This is a genomic window from Asanoa hainanensis (assembly GCF_900188485.1).
GTDB classification, from domain to species: Bacteria; Actinomycetota; Actinomycetes; order Mycobacteriales; family Micromonosporaceae; genus Asanoa; species Asanoa hainanensis.
Genome location: NZ_FZPH01000009.1, coordinates 124,574 through 144,701, shown reverse-complemented (window position 1 = coordinate 144,701; position 20,128 = coordinate 124,574). Strand labels below are relative to the sequence as shown.

At 73.5% G+C, this 20,128-nt stretch carries 21 protein-coding genes; 6 read left to right on the top strand and 15 right to left on the bottom strand.

Annotated elements, in window-relative coordinates:
* The first annotated feature begins 30 nt into the window (after nucleotides 1-30).
* The 3 genes from CHC05_RS22290 (at nucleotide 31) to CHC05_RS22280 (ending at nucleotide 2,209) form a co-directional block, all read left to right on the top strand.
* The gene (locus tag CHC05_RS22290) at nucleotides 31-1,104 is read left to right on the top strand and encodes a sensor histidine kinase (RefSeq protein WP_179266314.1); all 1,074 of its coding nucleotides are present in this window, start codon (nucleotides 31-33) and stop codon (nucleotides 1,102-1,104) included.
* On the top strand, nucleotides 1,101-1,739 hold the full coding sequence (locus CHC05_RS22285) for a response regulator (protein WP_089251935.1): 639 nt from the start codon (nucleotides 1,101-1,103) through the stop codon (nucleotides 1,737-1,739). The genes CHC05_RS22290 and CHC05_RS22285 overlap by 4 nt, the downstream gene beginning before the upstream one ends.
* 71 nt (nucleotides 1,740-1,810) lie before the next feature.
* Complete coding sequence (locus CHC05_RS22280) at nucleotides 1,811-2,209, top strand: hypothetical protein (protein WP_089251933.1); 399 nt, start codon at nucleotides 1,811-1,813, stop codon at nucleotides 2,207-2,209.
* A 56-nt stretch (nucleotides 2,210-2,265) separates the two neighbouring features.
* Here CHC05_RS22280 and CHC05_RS22275 read toward each other — a convergent pair whose 3' ends face one another.
* From CHC05_RS22275 to CHC05_RS22260, 4 genes are all read right to left on the bottom strand, one after another.
* Complete coding sequence (locus CHC05_RS22275; RefSeq protein ID WP_218824627.1) at nucleotides 2,266-3,627, bottom strand: alpha/beta hydrolase domain-containing protein; 1,362 nt, start codon at nucleotides 3,625-3,627, stop codon at nucleotides 2,266-2,268.
* A gap of 96 nt (nucleotides 3,628-3,723) precedes the next feature.
* The gene (locus CHC05_RS22270) at nucleotides 3,724-4,272 is read right to left on the bottom strand and encodes a QsdR family transcriptional regulator (protein ID WP_089251931.1); all 549 of its coding nucleotides are present in this window, start codon (nucleotides 4,270-4,272) and stop codon (nucleotides 3,724-3,726) included.
* 26 nt (nucleotides 4,273-4,298) lie between these two features.
* Nucleotides 4,299-5,090 carry an MBL fold metallo-hydrolase gene (locus tag CHC05_RS22265; protein WP_089251929.1) on the bottom strand — a complete coding sequence of 264 codons (792 nt, stop codon included), beginning with the start codon at nucleotides 5,088-5,090 and terminating at the stop codon, nucleotides 4,299-4,301.
* The gene (locus tag CHC05_RS22260) at nucleotides 5,087-5,887 is read right to left on the bottom strand and encodes an alpha/beta hydrolase (protein WP_089251927.1); all 801 of its coding nucleotides are present in this window, start codon (nucleotides 5,885-5,887) and stop codon (nucleotides 5,087-5,089) included. Before CHC05_RS22260 ends, CHC05_RS22265 begins: the two co-directional genes overlap by 4 nt.
* A 192-nt stretch (nucleotides 5,888-6,079) precedes the next feature.
* Between CHC05_RS22260 and CHC05_RS22255 the strand changes: the two genes are divergently transcribed.
* Both CHC05_RS22255 and CHC05_RS22250 read left to right on the top strand, forming a co-directional pair.
* Nucleotides 6,080-7,504 (top strand): pectate lyase family protein, encoded by a 1,425-nt coding sequence (locus tag CHC05_RS22255; protein ID WP_089251925.1) that lies wholly within the window; start codon nucleotides 6,080-6,082, stop codon nucleotides 7,502-7,504.
* A 66-nt stretch (nucleotides 7,505-7,570) separates the two neighbouring features.
* Complete coding sequence (locus tag CHC05_RS22250) at nucleotides 7,571-8,353, top strand: IclR family transcriptional regulator (RefSeq protein WP_245871152.1); 783 nt, start codon at nucleotides 7,571-7,573, stop codon at nucleotides 8,351-8,353.
* Here CHC05_RS22250 and CHC05_RS22245 read toward each other — a convergent pair.
* The 3 genes from CHC05_RS22245 to CHC05_RS41605 are packed head-to-tail and all read right to left on the bottom strand — an operon-like array spanning nucleotide 8,350 to nucleotide 11,673.
* Entirely contained in the window at nucleotides 8,350-9,189 is an 840-nt protein-coding gene (locus tag CHC05_RS22245) for an MBL fold metallo-hydrolase (RefSeq protein WP_089251921.1), read from the bottom strand. The genes CHC05_RS22250 and CHC05_RS22245 overlap by 4 nt on opposite strands.
* A 41-nt stretch (nucleotides 9,190-9,230) precedes the next feature.
* Nucleotides 9,231-9,548: a hypothetical protein gene (locus tag CHC05_RS22240; protein ID WP_089251919.1), complete on the bottom strand. Its 318-nt coding sequence runs from the start codon at nucleotides 9,546-9,548 to the stop codon at nucleotides 9,231-9,233.
* Between the two features lie 52 nt (nucleotides 9,549-9,600).
* Nucleotides 9,601-11,673, bottom strand: coding sequence for a protein kinase domain-containing protein (locus CHC05_RS41605; RefSeq protein ID WP_245871151.1), 2,073 nt, complete (start codon nucleotides 11,671-11,673; stop codon nucleotides 9,601-9,603).
* 141 nt (nucleotides 11,674-11,814) lie between these two features.
* Between CHC05_RS41605 and CHC05_RS22230 the strand changes: the two genes are divergently transcribed.
* The gene (locus CHC05_RS22230) at nucleotides 11,815-12,399 is read left to right on the top strand and encodes a response regulator transcription factor (RefSeq protein WP_089251917.1); all 585 of its coding nucleotides are present in this window, start codon (nucleotides 11,815-11,817) and stop codon (nucleotides 12,397-12,399) included.
* A gap of 1 nt (nucleotide 12,400) precedes the next feature.
* Here CHC05_RS22230 and CHC05_RS22225 read toward each other — a convergent pair whose 3' ends face one another.
* The 8 genes from CHC05_RS22225 to CHC05_RS22190 are packed head-to-tail and all read right to left on the bottom strand — an operon-like array spanning nucleotide 12,401 to nucleotide 20,097.
* Complete coding sequence (locus tag CHC05_RS22225; protein WP_089251915.1) at nucleotides 12,401-13,303, bottom strand: type II secretion system F family protein; 903 nt, start codon at nucleotides 13,301-13,303, stop codon at nucleotides 12,401-12,403.
* A 2-nt stretch (nucleotides 13,304-13,305) separates the two neighbouring features.
* Nucleotides 13,306-15,144, bottom strand: coding sequence for a type II secretion system F family protein (locus CHC05_RS22220; RefSeq protein WP_144022711.1), 1,839 nt, complete (start codon nucleotides 15,142-15,144; stop codon nucleotides 13,306-13,308).
* Nucleotides 15,141-16,490, bottom strand: coding sequence for a TadA family conjugal transfer-associated ATPase (locus CHC05_RS22215; RefSeq protein WP_089252272.1), 1,350 nt, complete (start codon nucleotides 16,488-16,490; stop codon nucleotides 15,141-15,143). The genes CHC05_RS22220 and CHC05_RS22215 overlap by 4 nt, the downstream gene beginning before the upstream one ends.
* Nucleotides 16,487-17,638, bottom strand: coding sequence for a CpaE/TadZ family protein (locus CHC05_RS22210; protein WP_089251911.1), 1,152 nt, complete (start codon nucleotides 17,636-17,638; stop codon nucleotides 16,487-16,489). The genes CHC05_RS22215 and CHC05_RS22210 overlap by 4 nt, the downstream gene beginning before the upstream one ends.
* A gap of 1 nt (nucleotide 17,639) precedes the next feature.
* Nucleotides 17,640-18,425 carry an RcpC/CpaB family pilus assembly protein gene (locus CHC05_RS22205; RefSeq protein WP_089251909.1) on the bottom strand — a complete coding sequence of 262 codons (786 nt, stop codon included), beginning with the start codon at nucleotides 18,423-18,425 and terminating at the stop codon, nucleotides 17,640-17,642.
* 18 nt (nucleotides 18,426-18,443) lie between these two features.
* Complete coding sequence (locus CHC05_RS22200) at nucleotides 18,444-19,475, bottom strand: pilus assembly protein TadG-related protein (RefSeq protein ID WP_089251907.1); 1,032 nt, start codon at nucleotides 19,473-19,475, stop codon at nucleotides 18,444-18,446.
* Complete coding sequence (locus tag CHC05_RS22195) at nucleotides 19,466-19,915, bottom strand: TadE/TadG family type IV pilus assembly protein (protein ID WP_218824626.1); 450 nt, start codon at nucleotides 19,913-19,915, stop codon at nucleotides 19,466-19,468. The genes CHC05_RS22200 and CHC05_RS22195 overlap by 10 nt, the downstream gene beginning before the upstream one ends.
* Nucleotides 19,894-20,097, bottom strand: a complete 204-nt coding sequence (locus CHC05_RS22190) for a Flp family type IVb pilin (RefSeq protein WP_089251905.1) — start codon at nucleotides 20,095-20,097, stop codon at nucleotides 19,894-19,896. Before CHC05_RS22190 ends, CHC05_RS22195 begins: the two co-directional genes overlap by 22 nt.
* Nucleotides 20,098-20,128: the final 31 nt, after the last annotated feature.

Genomic DNA, 20,128 nt, shown 5'->3' with positions numbered 1-20,128 from the left:
GTGTCTGCGCTGAGAGCCCACAGTGGTGCCGTGAGACGTGCCCTGGCCGCGCTGACCGTCGCGGCGTTCGTCACCCTCGTGGTCGACGTCGTCGCCGGACACCGGTCGGCGGTGTCCCTCGGGCCGGCGGTCGCCTTCGTGCTCGCCGCGACGTTCGGCTTCGGACGCGTCGAGAAGAGCAGCAGGATCTGGCCGCGGTACGCGTACATCGTGGCGCTCTTCCTGCTCGGGGGTGCCGTCTTCGCCACCTCAGGTGGCTATGTGGGCTCCGCCCTGCTGCTGGTCGTGCTGGTGAGCCAGACCACGCTGCTGCTGCCCGTGCCGGCGGTGGTCGTCGTGGTCGCGCTGGTGCCGTTCTTCCACGCCGGCATGGCCTTCGCCGAGGGCCTGCGCGAGGGCCTGGGCCTGCTCGCCGCCGCCGTGTTCGCGGCGGTGCTGACCAAGCTGCTGCTGCGGGAACAGGAGGCGAGGACCAAGCTCCGGGAGTACGCGGTGCAGGTGGAGGAGCTCGCCGCCGTGCGGGAGCGCAACCGGGTGGCCCGCGACATCCACGACGGCCTCGGGCACTCCCTGACCGTGGTCCAGATGCAGATCAAGGCGGCCCGCGCGGTGCTGGCGGCCCAGCCCGACCGGGCCGACGAGGTGCTGGCCAAGGCCCAGGACCAGGCCGAGGAGGCGCTGCGCGAGGTACGCCGCTCGGTGGGGGCGCTGCGCGAGCGCCAGCCGGCGGTGCCGTTGCCGGAGGCGCTGAAGGCACTGGCCGCGGAGACGTCGGCCGCCGGCGTGCCGACCGGTCTCGACGTCACCGGCCCGGTGCGCGCGCTGCCGGCCGACGCCGAGGAGGCCCTGTTCCGGGCCGTCCAGGAGGGCCTGACCAACGTGCGCAAGCACGCCCGCGCGCGACAGGCCGCGGTGACGCTGGACTACTCTCGGCCGGCGGAGGTGCGGGTCGAGGTGCGTGACGACGGTGCCGGCACGGCCGCCGGGAGCGACGGCTTCGGCCTGCTCGGCCTGCGGGAGCGAGCGGCGCACCTGGGTGGCCGGACCAGCCTGGAATCGGTGCCGGGCCAGGGTTCGACGCTGTGGGTCGAGGTGCCCGGATGAGCGTCCGGGTGCTGCTCGTCGACGACCAGGCACTGTTCCGGGAGGCGCTGGCGATGCTGCTGGGCGTACACCCGGACATCGAGGTAGTCGGTGAGGCCGGCGACGGCGCGCGGGCCCTCGCCGCGGTGACCACGACGCGGCCCGACGTGGTGCTGATGGACCTGCGGATGCCGGTGCTGGACGGGGTCGCCGCTACCAGGCGCCTGCGGGCCGAGCATCCCGGCGTACAGGTGATCGCGCTGACCACGTTCGACGACGACGAGGACGTCTTCGCGGCCCTGCGCGCCGGGGCGCTCGGCTACCTCCTCAAGGACGTCTCGTCGGAGCGGCTGGTGGAGGCGGTGCTGGCGGCCGCCCGCGGCGAGTCGGTGCTCCAGCCGTCGGTCGCGGCCAAGCTGGTGGCCCGGATCGCCGCGGAGCCCGCGGCCCCGGCCCCGTTGTCCGTGTCGTTGTCCGAGCGGGAGCTCGAGGTCGTCCGGCTGCTCGCCGGCGGGCGCAGCAACCGGGAGATCGCCGCCGCGCTCTTCCTGGCCGAGGGCACGGTCAAGAACCACGTCACCAACGTGCTCGGCAAGCTCGACGCCCGGGACCGCACGCAGGCCGCCCTGCGGGCGCGGGAGCTCGGCCTGCTCTGAGGGGTCACATGACCCCGGTCATGACCTTCGGCACCTGCGCCCGCGGGTAGCGCGCCGGGAGGATCGTCCACATGACAACGACGACGCACAGCACCCGCCGGGGCCACCTCCGCTTCGCCCTCCACTACCTCGAGATGGTCGTCTCGATGCTGGTCGGCATGTTCGCCCTGGGTCCACTGTGGTCCATGGCGCTGCCCGGCCTGGCCGACCACGCCGCCGCCGACGCCCTGGTGATGGCCACCAACATGTCCATCGGCATGGCGGGCTGGATGGCGATCCGGCGCCACTCGTGGCCGCGGATCGCGGAGATGGTCGCCGCGATGTACGCGCCCTTCGTCGTCCTCCTGGTGCCGTACTGGCTGGGCGCACTCTCCGGGCACGGCCTGATGATGGGCGGCCACGTGCTGATGTTCGTGACGATGCTCGCCGCGATGGTGTGGCGCCGCGCGGACTACTACCACCACCACTGACCGGGCGTCGGGGCGGCCCGCCGGACCCCGTCGGGTCGGGGCCGGCGGGCCTTTCCTCAGCGGCCGACGCTGGACCGCAGCGCCGCCCGTAGGTTCTCTGCCGCGTCAGCGGGCTGGAGGTAGCCGGCGACGACGTTGCGGACGTCGGTGGCGACCACGCGCGCGACGTAACCCAGGTGCGTGCGGTAGAGACCGTCCAGTGTGGCCTCGTCGAACGGTTGGTGCGTGCCGAACAGGAAGCAGAACGACTCGCCCGCGTTGTCGCCGGTGTTCAGGGCCGTCGGGACGTCCACCTGGGACAGTCGGATGCCGCCCCGGGCCAGGCCCAGCTCGTCGCGGGCCTTGGTGCCGTCCGGGTTGAACGCGATCGGCTCCGCCGTCGGCGGCGGCGTGCCGCGGCGCACCCAGCGCTCCAGGTGTGCGTACGCCGCCGCCGTCACGTGCTGCACCGGGACCTGGCTGAACGGGGGCTGCGCGCAGGTGTAGACCGGCGCCGCGCCGAGGTCGCGCACCTGGATCGGTGCCCGGTAGACCTGGCCGTTGGAGCCGCTGTGCGCACCGCCGGCCACCTCCCACCGACGGAACTGGTTGGTGTCGGCCGGGCGCGCCGGCGTGCGCACGTCGGTCTCCGACAGCACCTGGAACACCGGCTCCGGACCGACGCGGGTCGGTGCCGAGCCGACGATGAAGCCGTAACCCGCGTACACCGGGCGCACCTGGGGCAGCACCTTGTCGTAGTAGACCGTCATCCGGGACGCCGACTGCGACGCCCCGATGGCCAGGACCGTGCGGGCCGTCAGCCGGCCGAGCGGGGAGACGCCGCGCGGGTCCGCGATCGCCTTGCCGGCCTGGGCGAAGATGTCGTACGACAGCTCGTCGCCCACCAAGGTTCTGGCGCCGGTGACGTCGAGCGTGCCGTAGCGGGTCGGGCTCCAGCCGCGGAGCTGGTCGACGCCGACCCGTTGCGCGGAGACGCCGACCCAGGCGTGCCCGGCGCGGATGGTCGCCTCCGCGTTCCACAGCGCGTCGAGGTCGTAGCCGGCGGTGACGTTCTGCCACTCGACCAGGACCGTGCCGCTGAACCGGCGGGCGTCGGCGGGTCGGCGGACCACCAGGCGCGTCCGGTACGGCACGTCGGTGGCCACCTGGTTGCCCAGGGTGTCCCAGCCGTCGGCGGCGCCGGAGAGGTAGAACTCCTGCTCCACGTAGCCGTGCCGGGCCAGGTCGAAGGGCGTCGAGAAGAAGGGGTACGTGTCGGCGAGCTCGGACGACTTCGGGTCGCCGGGCGCGGTGCCGGGAATCGGCCCCTGCACGGTGGGGCGAGCGACCGGTGCGGGGCCGGCCTGGGCCGGGGTCGCGGACAGCAGCGAGGCGAGCAGTCCGGCGGCGAGCGCGGCACGGCTCCAGAGACGGGTCATGTCGGCGAGCTCCTTCACGACGACGGTCCTGCGCCGCACCATAAGTGGTCGTCGATGCGTGCTGCTACCGGTCGCGGAGAAGCTGAGATGGCCGTCTCAGCAGGCCTCGAGCACCGCCCGGGCGGCCCGTTCGGTGGTGCCCGGGTCGGCCTGGTGACCGCCGAGCAGCTCGGCGTACAGGGCGGACTCGATGATCCGGACGTAGAGGTACGCGGCGCCGTCGAGGTCGCCGGGCGACCAGGCGGGATCGGTCGCCGCGGCCAGGATGCCCCGCTGCGCCGCGACCACCCGGGCGTGCACTCCCCCGGCCGGCGTGAACAGCACGCGGGCGGCCGTGGCGGGCTCCGCGGCCAGGAACGCCAGGAACGGCTCGGCCCGCCTGACCTGGTCGGCGAACCGGCGGGTGGTCTCCAGGACGCCGTCGAGGCCGGAGCTGGTGGTCTCGGCGTGGGCGCGGGCCAACATCCGGTCGGCGAGCCGCCAGAGCACCTCGCCGAGCAGCGGGTCGCGGCCGTGCACCACGCGGTAGAGGGTGGCGCGGCTGACCGAGAGGCTGCCGGCCAGGCCGTCCATGTCCACAGTGCCGTGCCGCAGGAAGAAGGCGCAGCCGCCCCGCACGACCCGTTCCTGGCTGACCACCCGCATGCGGGTGACGATAGCCCCGGCGAATGTCAGACGTCGATATCCGTGGCGGCGCCGATCGGGAGCCACCGCACGCTCTCGCGCACGGCCGGCGGCGCGGCGGAGAACGCCCGCTCGATCGCCGGTCGCGGCTCCTGGAAATGGCTCCAGCCCTCGTAGTGCACCGGGATCGCGGTGTGCGGGCGGACGAGCTCGCACAGCTCGACCGCACGGCGGGCGGTCAGCGAGTAGCGCAGCGGGCCGGTGATCGGGAACCGCACGCCGCCGAGGTGCAGCACGGCGGTGCCGACCGGGACGCGGCCGGCGACCTCGCGCACGCCGCCGTAGAGCACGGTGTCGCCGGTGAACCAGAGCGCGCCGTGCCGCTGCCCCTCCCACGCCAGGGCGAAGCCGATCACGTCGCCGACCAGCGGGCCGCTCAGCGGCGGACCGTGCCGGCAGGGCGTCGCGGTGACCTCGATGCTCGGCCTTCCGGGCCGCGACAGGGTGAGCGTCTGCCACGGGCGCAGCCCCTGGGCCCGGTGGCCGAGCCGGCGCGCCCCGGAGACCGTGGTGACGATGTCGTCCGCCAGCGGCAGCAGCGAGCGCCCGGCGTCGTCGAGGTTGTCGGCGTGGTGGTCGTGGGTCAGCAGCACCGCGTCGATCGGGCCGAGCGCGTCGACCGCCACCGCCGGGCCGGTCAGCTTGCGCGACGAGGTGCCCAGGCCGAACCCGTACCGCCGGCCGGGCGGGTCGAAGGTCGGGTCCGTGAGCAGCCGCCAGCCGGCGACCTCGACCAGGGTGGTCGGGCCGCCGACGTGCGTCAGCCGGGCCTGGGTCACTTGGCGTGATCGAGCGCCCAGTCGAGGGCGTAGTCGGCGATCTCCTGCCAGCCGTCCTGCGAGGGCAGCAGGTGCGCCTTGCCCTCGTACAACCGCACCTCGGTGATCGTGTTGCCCTTGTAGTGCGCGGCGTTCGACTTCTGCACGCTGGGCGGCATGATGTGGTCCTCGGAGCCGGAGATGAACAGCAGCGGCGCCCGGTCGGCGTTGTGGTAGTTGACCGCGATGTCCTGCGGGCCGGGCATCAGGTTGGCCAGCACGCTGTTCCACAGGATGCCGCCCGAGGCCGGGATCGCGTAGCGCTCGTAGAGCGCCCGGGCCCGGTCCTCGGGGAAGTTGTTGGTGAACGCGTAGTTCCACTGGTCGAAGTCGAAGCCGACCGCGCGGTGCCGGTTGGCCGGGTTCTTCAGCACCGGGAACGTCGACTTGATCTGCGAGAGCGGGATGACGTTGACGCCCTCGGTCGGCGCCGAGTTGAGCACCACGGCCGACGCGCCATAGCCGCGGTCGAGCAGCACCTGGGTGAACGCGCCGCCGGCCGAGTGGCCCATCAGGATCGGCGGCTTCGGCAGGGCCCCGACCACCGCGGACAGGTGCTCGATGACCTGCGGGGCGGTCAGGGAGGCGATCGGTGAGGGGTCGGCGTTGAGCGCCTCGACCTCGACCTCGAAGCCGGGGTAGGCGGGCGTGAGGACCGTGAAGCCCTTCGCCTCGTAATGCGCCTTCCACTCTTCCCAACTGCGCGGTGTCACCCAGAAACCGTGGATCAGGACAATCGTGTCTGGCTTTTCGGTCATGAGGCATGATCGCACCCCCACACCGTGCGTGGCCTCAGCCGAACGCACTGCAAACTTCCTGCACATGCCAAAGCATTGACGAGCATGGTTGTAAACGCCTACCTTTCCCGGCAGGAAAGCGCTTACCTATAGCTAACTCAGCATGCCGGCGACCAGCCCCGCCGGCTGATCGGCAATGGAGGTCCTTTCCCCATGCGACATTCCGCTCCCGCGCGCCGCGTACGCGCGCTGCTGGCAGGCGCCCTTGGCCTGCTCGCGGCCGTCGCGGTCACGCAGGTGGTGGCCGCACCCGCGCAAGCGGCCACCATCGACACCGGTGCCTACTACGTGATCGTCTCCCGGCACAGCGGCAAGGCGATCGATCTCTACAACTTCAACACGGCCGACGGCGCGCCCATCGTGCAGTGGGCCCGCAACAACAACAACGCCCAGCAGTGGCAGTTCGTCGACGCCGGCAGCGGCTATTACAAGCTGCGCTCCCGGCACAGCGGCAAGGTCCTGGAGCTGCCGAACGCCAACGACGGCACGCAACTCGTCGCGAACTCCGACAACGGCACCACGCGTCAGCACTTCGCCGTCCGCGACACCGACAGCGGCTTCGTCAAACTGCTCAACCGGCACAGCGGCAAGGCGCTCGACATCTGGGAATGGTCGACGGCCGACGGCGGCATCATCTCCCAGTACGCGGACCTCGGCGGCTGGAACCAGCAGTGGCAGCTCGCCGTGGTCGGCAGCGGCGGAGGCGGCGGAGGCGGCACCCCGCAGACCGGCCTGGTCGGCTGGGCCACCCAGGGTGGCGGCACCAGCGGCGGCGGCAGCGCGTCCGCGACCACGGTGACGAGCTCGTCGGCGCTGTCCAGCGCCGTCTCCGGCTCGACCGCCCGGGTCGTCCGCGTCTCCGGCACCATCTCCTGCTCCGGCATGATCACCGTCGGGTCGAACAAGACGATCCTCGGCAACTCCGGTGCGACGATCGCCGGCTGCGGACTCAACGTGTCCAACGCCAGCAACGTGATCATCCGCAACATCTCGTTCCGGGACTGGGACGACGACGCGATCAACGTCCAGTACTCGACGCGGGTCTGGATCGACCACAACAGCTTCACCAACGGGTACGACGGCGCGGTCGACGTCAAACGGGCCAGCGACTACGTGACCGTCTCCTGGAACCGGGTGTACGGCCACGACAAGTCCATGCTGCTCGGCCACAGCGACGACAACGCCGGTGAGGACCGGGGCCACCTGCGGGTGACGTACCACCACAACTGGTTCGACGGCTCCGGCACCCGCCACCCGCGGGTCCGGTTCGGCAACCCGGTGCACGTCTACAACAACTACTACCGCGGCAACGAGTACGGCGTCGCGTCCACCATGGGCGCGGGTGTGCTGGTCGAGGGCAACTACTTCGAGAGCGTCGACGAGCCCACGCTCGTCGGGTACGCGGACTCGGACGACGGCGCGATCCTCCAGCGCAACAACTACTTCACCGGCTCCGGCACCCCGGAGAGCGGTGGCGGTAGCGTCTCCGGCGTTCCCTACTCGTACCAGCTCGACAGCGCCAGCGGCGTCAAGGCGAGCGTCTCGGCCGGCGCGGGCGCCGGCCGGATCAGTGTCTGACCAGCCATGATTACCCGGCGCGGCGGCCGACTCGCCGCCGCGCCGGCGTGCGCTACGTTCGCCCTTGTGACCACGACCACTGCGGAGGAGTCGACGGAGCGCACCGTCAACGGCCTCGAACGCGCCCTCGACGTGCTGCTGCTGTTCGCCCGCTCCCCCGAGCCGAGCCTCGGCGTCACCGAGATCGGCCGCCGGCTCGGCCTGTCGAAGGCCGTCGTGCACCGCATCCTGACCACCCTGTGCAGCCGGCAGCTCGTGGTCGCCGACGAGACCAGCCGCCGCTACGGCCTGGGCCCCGCCTCGCTGGCCCTCGGCCGCGCGTTCCTCGACCGGGTCGACGTGCGCGACCTGGCCCGCGAGCCCATGCGCCGGCTCAGCGCCGCCACGAACGAGACCTCGACGCTGTCGATCCGCGTCCGCGACAGCCGCGTCTACCTCGACCAGGTGACGCCGGCCCGCGACGTGAAGATGGAGGTGCGGATCGGCGAGCCGTTCCCGCTGCACGCGGGCAGCTCGTCGAAGGCGTTCCTGGCCTTCCTGCCCGATGAGCAGCGCGACGCGTATCTCGGCTCGGGCCTGCTGCCCGCGCTGACCGACCACACGGTGGTCGACCCGACCTTCCTGCGCGACGAGCTGCGGGTGATCCGCGAGCGTGGCTACGCGGCGTCGTTCGGCGAGCGCCAGACCGGCGCGGCGTCGGTCGCGGCGCCGGTGTTCGACCACGAGGGCCGGCCGGTGGCGGTGATCAGCGTCTGCGGCCCGGTAGAGCGCATCCGCACCCGCGTCGACGAGCTGGCCCGCATCCTGCTGGCCGAGACCGCGTCGCTGTCGGCGCGGCTGGGCGCCTAAGGCTTGGCGGCCTCGGCCGAGTGCCAGAGCACGGCCCGGTTGATCCGGTCCGGGTAGCGCGAAACCATCGCGTCGTAGAGCGCCTGGGCGTCCGAGGTGCGGCGCACGGCCTCGACCCAGTCACGCAGGTAGTCGCGGGTCGCGTCGACGTCGGTCGGGCGGTCGTCGGCATCGGCGCGCTTGTGCCCGGCCACCACCGCCCGCGGCCGCAGGCCGGCCACCGTGTCCAGGGCGTCGAACCAGCCGTCGAGCCCGTCCCGGCCGGCCTCGGCCAGGTAGAGGTGCACGTCGTTGTAGACGCTGTCGCCGGCCACGACCAGCCCGATCGACGGCGCGTGCAGCGCGGTGGTGTGGTCGGTGTCGCTGTGCCCGAGCGCGACGGCGTGCAGCTCCTGGCCCTCCAGCTCGATGGTGTCGCCGTCGAGCGGCTCGGCGATCACCGGGTCGCCGATCTGGTCCGGGAACGCCGCCCGCCAGAACCCGTCGAGCAGGTCCGGCTCGACCTGCTCGGCCATCACGTCGACCACCTCCGAGGTGGCCACCAGCCGGGCGTCCGGGAACCGGTCGAGCACGGCGGCGGCGCCGAAGAAGTGGTCACCGTGGCCGTGCGTGACGTAGATGGTGGTCAGCTCCTTGCCCGACTCCTCGACCCAGTCGGCCAGGTCGTAGCCCTCCCGGTCGGTCAGCAGCGCGTCGACGAGCACCGCGTCCCGGTCACCGTGGATCAGCGTCGCGCTGGTCGGAGACCACATCTCCGCCGTCTCACCGGCGGGCAGGTCATCAGAAACCACGGGTTTACCAGGAGCGACGTAGGTCTCGTACACAAGTGGTGCCATGAACCCCAGACTCGCACCGATCCCGGCGGGTCGGGGCGGAATCAGGGCACGCGGGAGTCGTGATTGTGGGCCGCCATCCAGCGCTCTTCCGGGCTCAGCCGCGACCAGGGCACGAGGGTGACGAACGTGCGGTGCTCGCCCACCGGGCACCACTGGAACCGCACCGGGCCGAGGCGGATGGCCTTGAGCGACACGCCCGGCACCCAGACGGTGGTGAACACGTGCCCGTCACGGCAGCGGACCGGCACCTCGAACCGCTCGGCATCGAGCCCGCCGCGCCGGGCGATCAACACGCCGCCGATCGCGATGGCACCGACCGACACCGCCAGCAGGAAAACCAGGACCTGGGTCTCGTTCATCCCGTACGCCTCCTCCGCCGCCCTGACAATGCCACGGCCGGGGCCTGTCCGACTAGCCGCGAAGGATCACGTCGGAGGCGTGGAACGGAACGTAGTGGTCGAAGAACAGGCTGGTCAGCAGCTCCGCCCGGCCGCCGGCCCGGAACGCGGTCAGCAGCGCCGTCAGGCCGTCCTCGACCGCGTAGACGGACAGGCCCAGCTCGCGGGCGATCTGCCGCGTGTCGCGGCCCCGGGCGACCGCGCCGAGGACCGTGCCGTGCCACGGCTGCAGGCCGCGGGCCTGCACGACGAAGGCGCTGATCTCGTGCGGGCGGATGCGGCCGACGCTCACCGCGATCGCGCTGTCCAGGTCGACGGCGTGGAACGCCAGCCAGCGCCCGCCGGACGTGTCGACGAGCCCCGTGCGCCGGCCCTTCGCGACGGCCGTGCCGACCCGGTCGAGCTCCCCCGCGTCGAGCACGCCGCGGGCGGAGGCCGTCACGTCGAGCAGGCGGCCGTCGGGTGACAGGGTGAGGCGGCCCGAGTCGGAGTCGGGCGCGGCCGTGGCCGGAGCAGGCGCCGGGGCGAGGTCGGCGCGGCGGGTCCGCCGCTGGCGGGGCAGCCGGAACCGCGAGACCCGCGGGGCCGGTTCGGCGGGGCCAGGCGACGGCGTCGGAGGAGGCGGCGGTGGCAGCTCGCGGCCACGGGCGAGGGCGTTGTGCAGGGCCGCGCCGAGCAGGCGGCCGGCGGGCGCCACCTGGGCGACGTCCGCGCTGGTGAACCGGCCACCGGCGCGGTAAGCGAACAGTGCTCCCCACGTGCCGTCCGCGTCGTGGAAGGACGCCCGGAGCTCGTCGGTGAAGCCGCGCGGCAGCAGGACGCCCCGGAACCTCGGGCTCAACGCCGGGTCGCCGTGGGTGGCCGCGTCCAGCGTGCCGACCCGCTGGTCGCCGGCCAGGTCGACCAGCCGGAGCACGTCGTCCTGGCCGTACTCGTTGGCGAACAGCTCGCGTTCCAGCGACTCGTCGTGCGGCCCGCCGTCGACCACGCAGGCCGCCCACATCAGCGTCACCGGGTCGAGCACCGCCCAGATCGCCAGGTCGAACCCGACGGTCTCGCGGAGCATCGCGCTGGCCTGGCGGCGCAGGTCGACGTGGTCGAGCGCGACGTCGAGGTCGGCGCCCACCCGCTTGGCGAAGGGTCCGGTGCGCGGTCGCCCACCGGTCACGGCGCGCGGCGGGCGGCGGTCGGCGGTCGTGCCCGGGCCGGGCGCAGCCTCCTCCTCGTCGTCGTCCGGCTCGTCGTCGTCGACGCCGTCCAGCGGGACGTGGACGCCGGCGGCGCGGGCCAGCGTCACGGTCACCTCGCGGCTGACGGGGCGGGCGTCCGGCTCCTTGTCCAGGCAGCGCAGCAGCAGCTCGCGGACCACCGGCGGCACGCCGGGCAGCTTCGGCAACGGGTCGGGCTCCAGGTAGACGTGCGCCTCGAGCATCTGCGTGCTGGTCTCGGCGGTCCACGGCAACCGGCCGGCGAGCAGGCGGTAGAGCAGGAGGGCGAGCGCGTACACGTCGGTCGCGGCGACCACCGGCCGCCCGTCGAGCCGTTCCGGGGCGAGGTACGCGGGGGTGCCGAGGACCAGCTCACCCGCCGCGGCATCGTAGGCCCCGGCCACGGCGGCGAGCCCGAAGTCGACGACCTTGGCGCCGCCGGCGGGCAGCATCACGTTGCCGGGCTTGACGTCCCGGTGGACCACGTCGCGAGCGTGCGCGGCCGCGAGGGCGGAGGCCACCTCGGCGCAGATCCGCAGCGCCGGTTCGACGCCGATCGGGCCGCGCTTGAGCCGCTGCTCCAGCGACCGGCCGTGCAGGAGCTCCATCACCACGAACGGCAGCGGATCGCCGGGGCCGGTCGTCTCGCCGTAGTCGTAGACGCTCGCGATGTGCGGATGGCTGAGCCGCCCCGCCGCGCGGGCCTCCGCCAGGATCCGGCGGCGGAACTCGGCGTCGCGGGCGAACTGCGGCGCCAGCAGCTTGACCGCGACGTCCCGATCGAGGACCTGGTCGTACGCCTGCCAGACGACGCCCATGCCGCCGGCGCCGAGCCGGCGGGTGAGCCGGTAGCGCGCGCTGAGCGTCTCGTCCCGCACTGTGCCGAATCCTCCCTCCGATTTAAGCAAGACCTAACCGCCGGCTAAGCCGGTCCTAGGTGGATCCATAGGCGTGTCAAGTACCGTCGGCAGGACTTCACACGGGGCCAAGGAAGGAACCGAGCGAATCGGAGTGGTGCAGTGGCGACGACCGTCTTCGCCATCCACGCCAACGCGGCGACACACCTCATGATCAGCCGGGCGGTGGCCTCCGTGGCCAACACCGAGCTGACCGGCCGCACCGCCTCGGCGGTCGAGGCGCAGCGGGTGGTCGAGTCCCTCGCACCGGACCTTGTCACCGTCGATCTCCGCCTGCCCGACGGCGACGGGATCGCGTTGGCCGAACGCCTGCGCACCACCCGGCCGCACCTGCCGGTGCTGGTGGTCGGCGCGGCCACGCACCGGCTGCTCGAACGGGCCCTGACCGCCGGCGTCGCCGCGTACGTGTCGCGCGAGGCCGGTGCCGTCGAGGTCGCGGCGGCCATCCGCGCGTGCCTGTCCGGCGGCGGCAGCTACTCGGCACACACCCTGAACGCCGCGCTCCGCCAGCACCGCACGACCGGGCTGAGCCGCCGCGAGCGCGAGGTGTACGACCTGCTCCGGGCGGGCCTGACCCCCGCCGTCGTGGCCGACGAGCTGGGCCTGGGCGAGTCGACGGTGCGCACCTACGTCGCCCGGGTCCGCGCCAAGACCGCCGGCGGCGGCGACCTGCCGCAGGCCGGCTGACTCAGCCACCGAACGCCCGCAAGATCTTGATCGCGGCCGGACCGATCACGACCACGAACAGCGCCGGAAAGATGCAGAACACCATCGGGAAGAGGATCTTCACCGGCACCTTCTGCGCCGCCTCCTCCGCCCGCTGCCGGCGCCGGGTCCGCATCTCGGCGGACTGCTGGCGCAGCACCTGACCCATCGGAATGCCCAGCGTCGTCGCCTGCACGACCGCCGACGCGAAGGCCCGCAGCTCGGTGACGGTGGTGCGGGCCGCCATCTCGCGCAGGGCGTCGACCCGTGCCCGTCCGATCTGCATCTCGTGCAGGACCCGGGCGAACTCGCCGACCATCGGCCCGCGCCCGTTGCGCACGACCTGCGCCAGCGCCGCCTCGAAGCCGAGCCCGGCCTCGACGGTGACGACCAGGGTGTCCAGGACGTCGGGCAGCGTGCGCCGGACCGAGTCCTGCCGCTCCTGCGCGAGATGCAGCACGAGCAGGGTCGGCGCGGCATAGCCGGCGGCGGCGCCCACCAGCGTCCACACCGGCCACCCCAGCGGCGGCGCGGCGAGCACGGCCAGCGCCAGCCCGCCGGCGGCGCCCACGACCACCAGCAGGCCCTGGTACGCGATCACCTTGGGCACGTTGAGCCAGCCCGGGTTGCCGGCCTGGTCGAGCTGGCGGGACAGCCAGGCGGACACGCCGCCGCGACCCAACGCGTGGCCGAGCGCGTACGCCGCGGGTGGCAGCCCCCCACGGTCGTCGGCCGGCAGCGCGGCCTGCGCACCGGGCACCCGGTAGCCCCGGTCGGCCGTGTCGACGGTGCGGGTGACGGCCGCGTGCGGACGGCCGCCGACCACCGTGACCGCGGCGACCGCCAACGCGGCGGTGATCGCGAGCAACCCGATGACCAGCAGCATGCTCAGACCTCGACCTTCAGCCAGCGGGACATCCAGAACGCGCCGAGCACCATCAGCAGACCCGCGCAGACGAGCATGACCAGCCCCGCCGTCGTGGTCCACAGCACGCTCAGGTAGTCGCGGCTGACCAGGAACATCCAGGCGCCGATCGCGACCGGCAGACCCAGCAGGAGGTACGCGGACAGCCGTCCCTCGGCCGACAGTGCCCGCACGTGACGGCGCAGCCGGGCGCGCTCCCGGATCGTGTCCACCGTGGTCTCCAGCGTCTCGGCGAGGTTGCCGCCGGTCTCGTGCTGGATCCGGATCGCGATCACCGCCCAGGCCAGGTCCTGGTTTCCGGCCCGTTCGGCCGCCCGGTCCAGCGAGTCCGCCAGGTCGGCGCCCAGCCGCACCTCGGCCATCGCGCGGCCGAGCTCGACCGCCAGCGGCCCGGGTGGGGCGTCCCGCACCACCGCGTCCAGCGACTGGGTCAGCGAGAACCCCGAGCGCAGCGAGCTCACGATCAGTTGGAGCGCGTCCGGGAGCTGGTCGGCGAACGACTGCCGGCGCCGGCCCTCGCGAATCCGGGGGTAGAGCGCCGTCACCAGCGCGCCGAGCAGGCCGCCGAGCACGATGCCCCACGCTCCGGCCAACGGACCGAGGACGGCGATGCCGACAGCCACCGCGGCCAGTCGGATCTTCCAGCCCGGCCCCAGCACCGGACGGGCGTCGTCCGGCCGCTGCTCCTGGCCGGTCGCCCGGGCGACCCGGCCGGACAGGTTCGACACGGTGCCCGCGAAGCCGGCGGCGGACATGACCGGCACGCCGCCGCCCTGGCCGGCCAGCCGGAACCGTTGGACCTGGTCGAGCCGGCGCTGCCGCCGGGTGCCGCCGACGCCGAAGACCACGAGCAGCAGCGCCACCAGCAGCACGGCGAAGACGAGGACGCCGAGCACGCCGCTGCCCAGCCGGGGCAGCCGCCAACCCGGGCGGACGCTGCCGGCCTCGGCGGGCGCGGCCACGGCCGGGGCGAACCGCACCTTGACGTCGGCGGTGCGCCGGGCGGCGCCGGCGCCGGTGCTGACCCGCAGCGACGTCGCGGCACCGGCGAGCTCGGCCGGCACGGCCACGGTGATGGTGAACAGCGCCGGCAGCGCGGCGGCCGACCGGAGCGTCTCTGCCAGCGTGCCGTCGGTCGCGGACCGGGCCTCGCCTCCGGTGGCGGCGGCGAGCTCGCGCAGGCCGGCGCCGGCCGGGCCGAGGGTGACCACGTCGAGGCGCTGGCCCGCCCGGGCCAGGGCGTCCGCGGCGCCGGGATCGACCGCGCCGGTCGCGGCCTCGGCGTCGAGCAGCAGCAGCCGTCGCTCGCCCGCTCTGGGCGCCAGCGCCGCCGCGGTGCGCAGCGCGGTCAGGGGACCCGGGCCGGCCTCGGCCCGCAGGCGGTCGAGGCCGGCCCGGAAGGCGGCCCGGTCCCGGGTCGGGGACACCGTCACCACGGTCGGGTCGGTCGCGGCAACAAGGCCGAGCGCGACGTCGTCCGGCACGCTGCCGGCCAGCGCGGCCACCGCGGACCGGGCGGTGTCCAGCGTCTCCGGACCTGCGTCGACCACGACGGTCAGGGTCCGGGCCGGCGTCGCTCCGGCCGCGACGCCGGCCCGGACGGTGGCGGGCAGCGCGTAGCCGTCGCGGGAGACCGTGACGGCCGGAGTCCGCCCGCCCGGCAACGCTGCCACGAGGCGCACCTGTCCCGGACGCACGTCCGCCACCGAGACGGGCAGGGCGCCGTCCGCGTGCGCCGCCGGACCGGTCAGCAGGCTCGCCGCGAGCCCGCCGGCGACGGCGGCCAGCGCCCGCCGGGTCACCACGGTGGACTCTCGAACAGGCCGGCGGGCAACGGGATTCCGCTGTCGGCCAGGGTGTCGAGGAACTTCGGTCGCAGGCCGGTCCAGCACAGCGTCCCGCGATGGCGGCCGTGCTCGTCGAGGCCGGCCCGGTGGTCGAAGACGAACAGGTCCTGCAACGTGACGACCTCGCCCTCCATGCCGATCACCTCGGAGACGTGGGTGACCCGCCGCGAGCCGTCGCGCAGGCGGTCCTGGTGCAGGATCAGGTCGACGGCGGAGGCGAGCTGCTCGCGGATCGCCCGCACCGGCAGGTCCAGGCCCGCCATCATGGCCATCGTCTCCAGCCTCGCGATCGAGTCCCGCGGCGCGTTGGCGTGCACCGTGGTCAGCGATCCGTTGTGACCGGTGTTCATGGCCTGGAGCAGGTCGAGCGCGGCGCCGTCGCGGACCTCGCCGATGACGATCCGGTCCGGACGCATCCGCAGCGAGTTGCGGACCAGGTCCCGGATGGTGATCTCGCCCCGGCCCTCGATGTTCGGTGGACGCGCCTCCAGCCGCAGCACGTGGTCCTGGCGAAGCTGAAGCTCGGCCGCGTCCTCGATGGTGACGATCCGCTCGTTGGGTGGGATGAAGCCGGACAGCACGTTGAGGGTCGTCGTCTTCCCGGACCCCGTGCCGCCGCTGATCACGACGTCCAGGCGGCCGCGCACGCAGGCGTACAACAGCTGGGCCACCTCCTGGGTGACCGTGCCGAACCCGATCAGGTCGTCCACCGTGAACGCCTCGCGGGCGAACTTGCGGATGGTCAGCATCGAGCCGTCCAGCGCGATGGGCGGCAGAACGACGTTGACCCGGCTGCCGTCCGGCAGGCGGGCGTCCACCATCGGGCTCGCCTCGTCCACGCGCCGGCCCACCCGCCGCACGATCCGGTCGATGACCCGGCGCAGGTGGTCCTCGTCGACGAACGAGGCGTCGACGTGGTGGATCTGCCCGAACCGCTCGACGAAGATCCGGTTGGGGCCGTTCACCATGATCTCGGTGATGTCTGGGTCGCGGAGCAGGGGCTCGATCGGCCCGTGACCGAGGATCTCGTCGATCAGCTCGGCGGCGATCCGGGCCGGGTCGGCGACGGCGAGGGGCGAGTCGTCGCGGGCCAGCACCTCGCTGATGGTCTCGCGGACCTTCTGCTCCAGCGCCTGGTCGCCGGTGCGCTGGTCGTAGAGCTGGGGTCCCAGGATGGCCAGGAGCTCGCGGTGCACGCGCACGCGCAGGGCCGCCGCCGAGCCCACGCCCGCCCTGGTTGGCCACGCCCCGCTGTCGCCGCCGGCGTAGTGCCGCTGGGACAGCCGGTCGGTCAAGCTCATCGGCCGGCCCGCTGCCACCGGCGGCCACGGGCGCCCGCCCGCTGGGCGATCGGGCCCGCCGCGAGCTCGCGGATCGCCTTGCTGACCGGATGGCCCGGCTTCTCGACCACGATCGGCGTGCCCCGGTTGATCGAGATGGGCACGTCGCGGCTGGACGGGATCTGTCCGGTCGTGCGGGCCTGGAGCACGCGTTCGATGTCGGCGCCGGAAAGCCCCACCTTCGCGTCGCTGCGGTTGAGCACCACGAGCCGGTTGTCCTTGCCGAGGCCGAGCAGGTCGAGCATGTCCATGGCGATCCGCAGGTTCTTGAGCGCCGGCACGTCGGGCGTCGCGACGAGCACGTGGACGTCGGTGACGTCGAGCGCGGCCAGCACACCCTCGGTGAAGTGCGCCGGCGTGTCGATGACCACGTAGTCGGCCATCGTGCGGACCGCGGCCAGCACCGCGACGACGAGGTCCCGGTCGATCCGCTCGGCCTCCGTCGGCCCGACCGGTGCGAGCAGCACGTCGACGCCCGGCGCGTACGAGGTCAGCAACGCCCGGATCAGCCCGGCGTCGATCCGGTCCCGCGAGGCGACCGCGTCGGCGATGCCCCGGTCGGGCGAGAGCTGGAGCATGATGCCGACGTCGCCGAACGCGAGGTCGAGGTCGACCAGGCAGACCCTGCGCCGGCCACCCTCGGCCAGGCAGACGGCGAGGTTGGTGGCCAGGGTGGACTTCCCGCAGCCGCCCTTGGCGGAGAAGACCGTGACGATCTTCGCCTCCCCGGGCGGTGCCGCCACCGGAGCGCCGGTGAGCTGCCGGGACACCTCGAGCGACCGGCTGCAGGCCGTCCGCACGGCGGTCGTGTCGTGCGCGTCGACGGCCTCGCGCACGCCGGCCCGCAGCGCCTGCGACATCGTCTCGAGGTCCAGGCGTTCCCGGAGCAGCACCACCCCGAGTGCCGGCCGCAGCAGCCGCTGCTGTGCCGCGACTTCCAGCGCCACCGAGGCGGGTGCGCCCGGTCCTACGACGACCAGGGGCTCCCCGGGGAGGTCGGCCAGCAGCCGCCGCAGGTCGGCGACCTCGCCGACCGCGTGCACGCCGGCGCCGAGCAGGGTCGTCAGGTGCGCCGACCACTGCCGGCTCGGTTCGAAAAGGATGGTCATCTCAGCCCGCCTTCCCGAAGAGGGTCCCGTTGTCGACCCCGCGGTCGGGTCGGACGTCGGAGGAGTCGCCGAGCAGGCCGACGTTGAGCAGGCCACCCAGCGCGGTGGCGTGCGCGAGGATCTCCGCCTGCCGCTGGTCCAGCGCGAAGGTCATCGCGACGTCGCCGGTGCTGGCGGTGGCCGGCAGCGGCGCGTCGCCGACGGCGTCCTCCGCGGCGATGCCGACCGAGATCACCTCGATGTCGGTCATCAGCACCCGGGTGACGCTGTTGGTGTCGCGGCCACGCTCGAGCCCGCTGCCGGACACGTCGTCGATCTTGCCCGCGGTCAGCGGGGTGTACGTGTAGAAGATCGCGACCCGCGTGCCGGCCCGCACCGACCCGGGGCCGAACACGGCCGACTTCACCTTCGCCGAGATCGCCAGCTTGCCGTCGGGGATCGCCATCCCGGAGCTGTCGACCGCCGTGCCGAACATCGTCCGCAGCACGAGCTGTCCACGCTGGACCGGCGCGGTGGTGACCAGGGCGTCCAGGTCCGACTCGACCGCGGCCAGGGTGTCCTCGGGCAACGTGTCGGTCGGCATCCGCGTCTGCCGCAGGTAGCCACCCTCCCGGAGGGCACGGCCGTCAGTGCCGGCCGGGATCTGCTTGTCGGCGATCAGCACGGTGCGGGCCTGCTTGCCGGCGACGGCACGGGAGTCGGCCGACCTGACGTACAGCAGGACGGCGCCGGCCCCGGCCGCGGCCAGGACGACGGCGGCGAGCACCGCGATGATGCGTCGGTTCATCAGTGGTCTGTCCCCTCGTCAACCGATGAGCTCGGTGATCTGTGCGCCGAGGTTCGGCCCGCCGACCGTTCCCCCGCCGGGCACCTGCGCCCGCGTGAAATATCCGGACACGCAGCCCCCCGCGCCGCAGGCGGCCGGCGCCCGCGTCGAGCGCGAGCCGGGCAGCCGCCAGCCGGTCACGACGAAGGCCGCGACCCCCAGCACGGTGTACGCGGATCCGGCGTCGCTGACGGCGCTGAAGATCGGCACGGCCACGGCCTGCCCCGGCGGCAACGTCTCCAGGACGTTCCGGCAGCCGGCGGGCAGCTCGGTGCGCCCGGTCACCCGGAACGCCGTGGTGGTCGACACCGGCGTGCGGCAGGTGGCGTCGGAGCCGGCCACCCAGCGGAAGCCACCCGCGCCGGCGCTGCCGGCACCACGGCCACAGGCCCCGGGGTCCGTGTCCGGGTAGCCGCCGAGGGTCCGCTCGCGGGACGGGAACCGGGCGCCCCGGCCGGTCATCGCCTCCCAGTCACAGGCGGAGACGGCCAGCGCGAGGGTCCGCGCGGCCCGCGGTGGGCCCCAGGTGGCCCGGGCGCAGGCGGTGACCGCCGCACCGTCGTAGTCGTCGACCACCGCCTGCGCGAACACCGGCGGCAGCAGGGTCGAGCCGTCCGGCCGCAGGATGCTGGTGCGCACCTCGGCGTAGACGCCGGTCGCGGGCGCGGGGCGGGCACAGGCGCTCGGTGTCGGGCACGGGCTCAGCCCGCCACCGCGGCCGCACACTGCCGCGGTCGCCTCGCCGTCGGCGACGTTCTCCCGGGCGTACGCGGCCGCGGTGGCGGTCGTACCCGGTGCGCCGCAGGCGACGGCGCTGGTCGCGCAGACCCGGGCCACCTCGACGGCGGCGGCGTCGGCGCCGGTCTGGAGCTGCTTGCGCTCGACGAAGATCAGCCCGATGTCGATGACCAGCGCGCACATGCCCAGCGCCACCCCGGTCCCGAAGAGCACCGCGACGATGGCACCGACGGCGCCCCGATCGCCCCGGCGGCCGGGCCGTGTCACGAGCACGGCATGACCCCGTGGCCGGTCAGCTCGACGGTGCCGCCGGGGCCGTCGGCGCCGAACACGCGGGCGATCGCGCCCATCGGCGTCACGAACGCGAACGGGTAGGTGACGGTCACCTCCGCCGTCCGTCCGGCGCTGGCGGCGATCGGGCAGACGACGGCGTCGACGCGGGCCCCGTCACCGGCGATCTCCCGGACCCGGGCGTCGGGCCGGTCGCCGAAGGAGGCGATCCGGGCTCCCTGCTGAGCCGCTTCCGTGGCATTCATCTGGGCGTTGAGCATCCGTCCGAAGTCGACAATCCCGAATATCAGCAACAACAGGATCGGGAAGACGAGGGCCGCCTCGACGGCCGCCGCACCGCGGTCGGTCAGGCGACCGACGGTGCCCGCCCGAGGGCGGCCGGCCGAGGCCTGACCGGGGCCTACGGCGTCGCGACGCGGCACGTGTCGGTGGGTGCTACGCCCTTGCACGCCTTGTCGAACGTCCGGGCGATGGACGGGCCGAAAACCGCGAGCACCACGATCAGCGCGGTGACGATGAACCCCAGGATCAACGCGTACTCGGTCGCGCTCGCGCCACGATCACGGTTACGGCGCTCGGCGAACCGCTTGATCTTCTCGATCATGAGACAGGACTCCAAGAGATGTCGGGACACG

Bases quoted from the DNA above. Each gene is read 5' to 3' on its own strand.
- CHC05_RS22285 (WP_089251935.1), top strand. From the start codon at position 1,101: ATGAGCGTCCGGGTGCTGCTCGTCGACGACCAGGCACTGTTCCGGGAG.
- CHC05_RS22280 (WP_089251933.1), top strand. From the start codon at position 1,811: ATGACAACGACGACGCACAGCACCCGCCGGGGCCACCTCCGCTTCGCC.
- CHC05_RS22275 (WP_218824627.1), bottom strand. From the start codon at position 3,627: ATGACCCGTCTCTGGAGCCGTGCCGCGCTCGCCGCCGGACTGCTCGCC.
- CHC05_RS22270 (WP_089251931.1), bottom strand. From the start codon at position 4,272: ATGCGGGTGGTCAGCCAGGAACGGGTCGTGCGGGGCGGCTGCGCCTTC.
- CHC05_RS22260 (WP_089251927.1), bottom strand. From the start codon at position 5,887: ATGACCGAAAAGCCAGACACGATTGTCCTGATCCACGGTTTCTGGGTG.
- CHC05_RS22255 (WP_089251925.1), top strand. From the start codon at position 6,080: ATGCGACATTCCGCTCCCGCGCGCCGCGTACGCGCGCTGCTGGCAGGC.
- CHC05_RS22245 (WP_089251921.1), bottom strand. From the start codon at position 9,189: ATGGCACCACTTGTGTACGAGACCTACGTCGCTCCTGGTAAACCCGTG.
- CHC05_RS22240 (WP_089251919.1), bottom strand. From the start codon at position 9,548: ATGAACGAGACCCAGGTCCTGGTTTTCCTGCTGGCGGTGTCGGTCGGT.
- CHC05_RS22225 (WP_089251915.1), bottom strand. From the start codon at position 13,303: ATGCTGCTGGTCATCGGGTTGCTCGCGATCACCGCCGCGTTGGCGGTC.
- CHC05_RS22215 (WP_089252272.1), bottom strand. From the start codon at position 16,490: ATGAGCTTGACCGACCGGCTGTCCCAGCGGCACTACGCCGGCGGCGAC.
- CHC05_RS22210 (WP_089251911.1), bottom strand. From the start codon at position 17,638: ATGACCATCCTTTTCGAACCGAGCCGGCAGTGGTCGGCGCACCTGACG.
- CHC05_RS22205 (WP_089251909.1), bottom strand. From the start codon at position 18,425: ATGAACCGACGCATCATCGCGGTGCTCGCCGCCGTCGTCCTGGCCGCG.
- CHC05_RS22190 (WP_089251905.1), bottom strand. From the start codon at position 20,097: ATGATCGAGAAGATCAAGCGGTTCGCCGAGCGCCGTAACCGTGATCGT.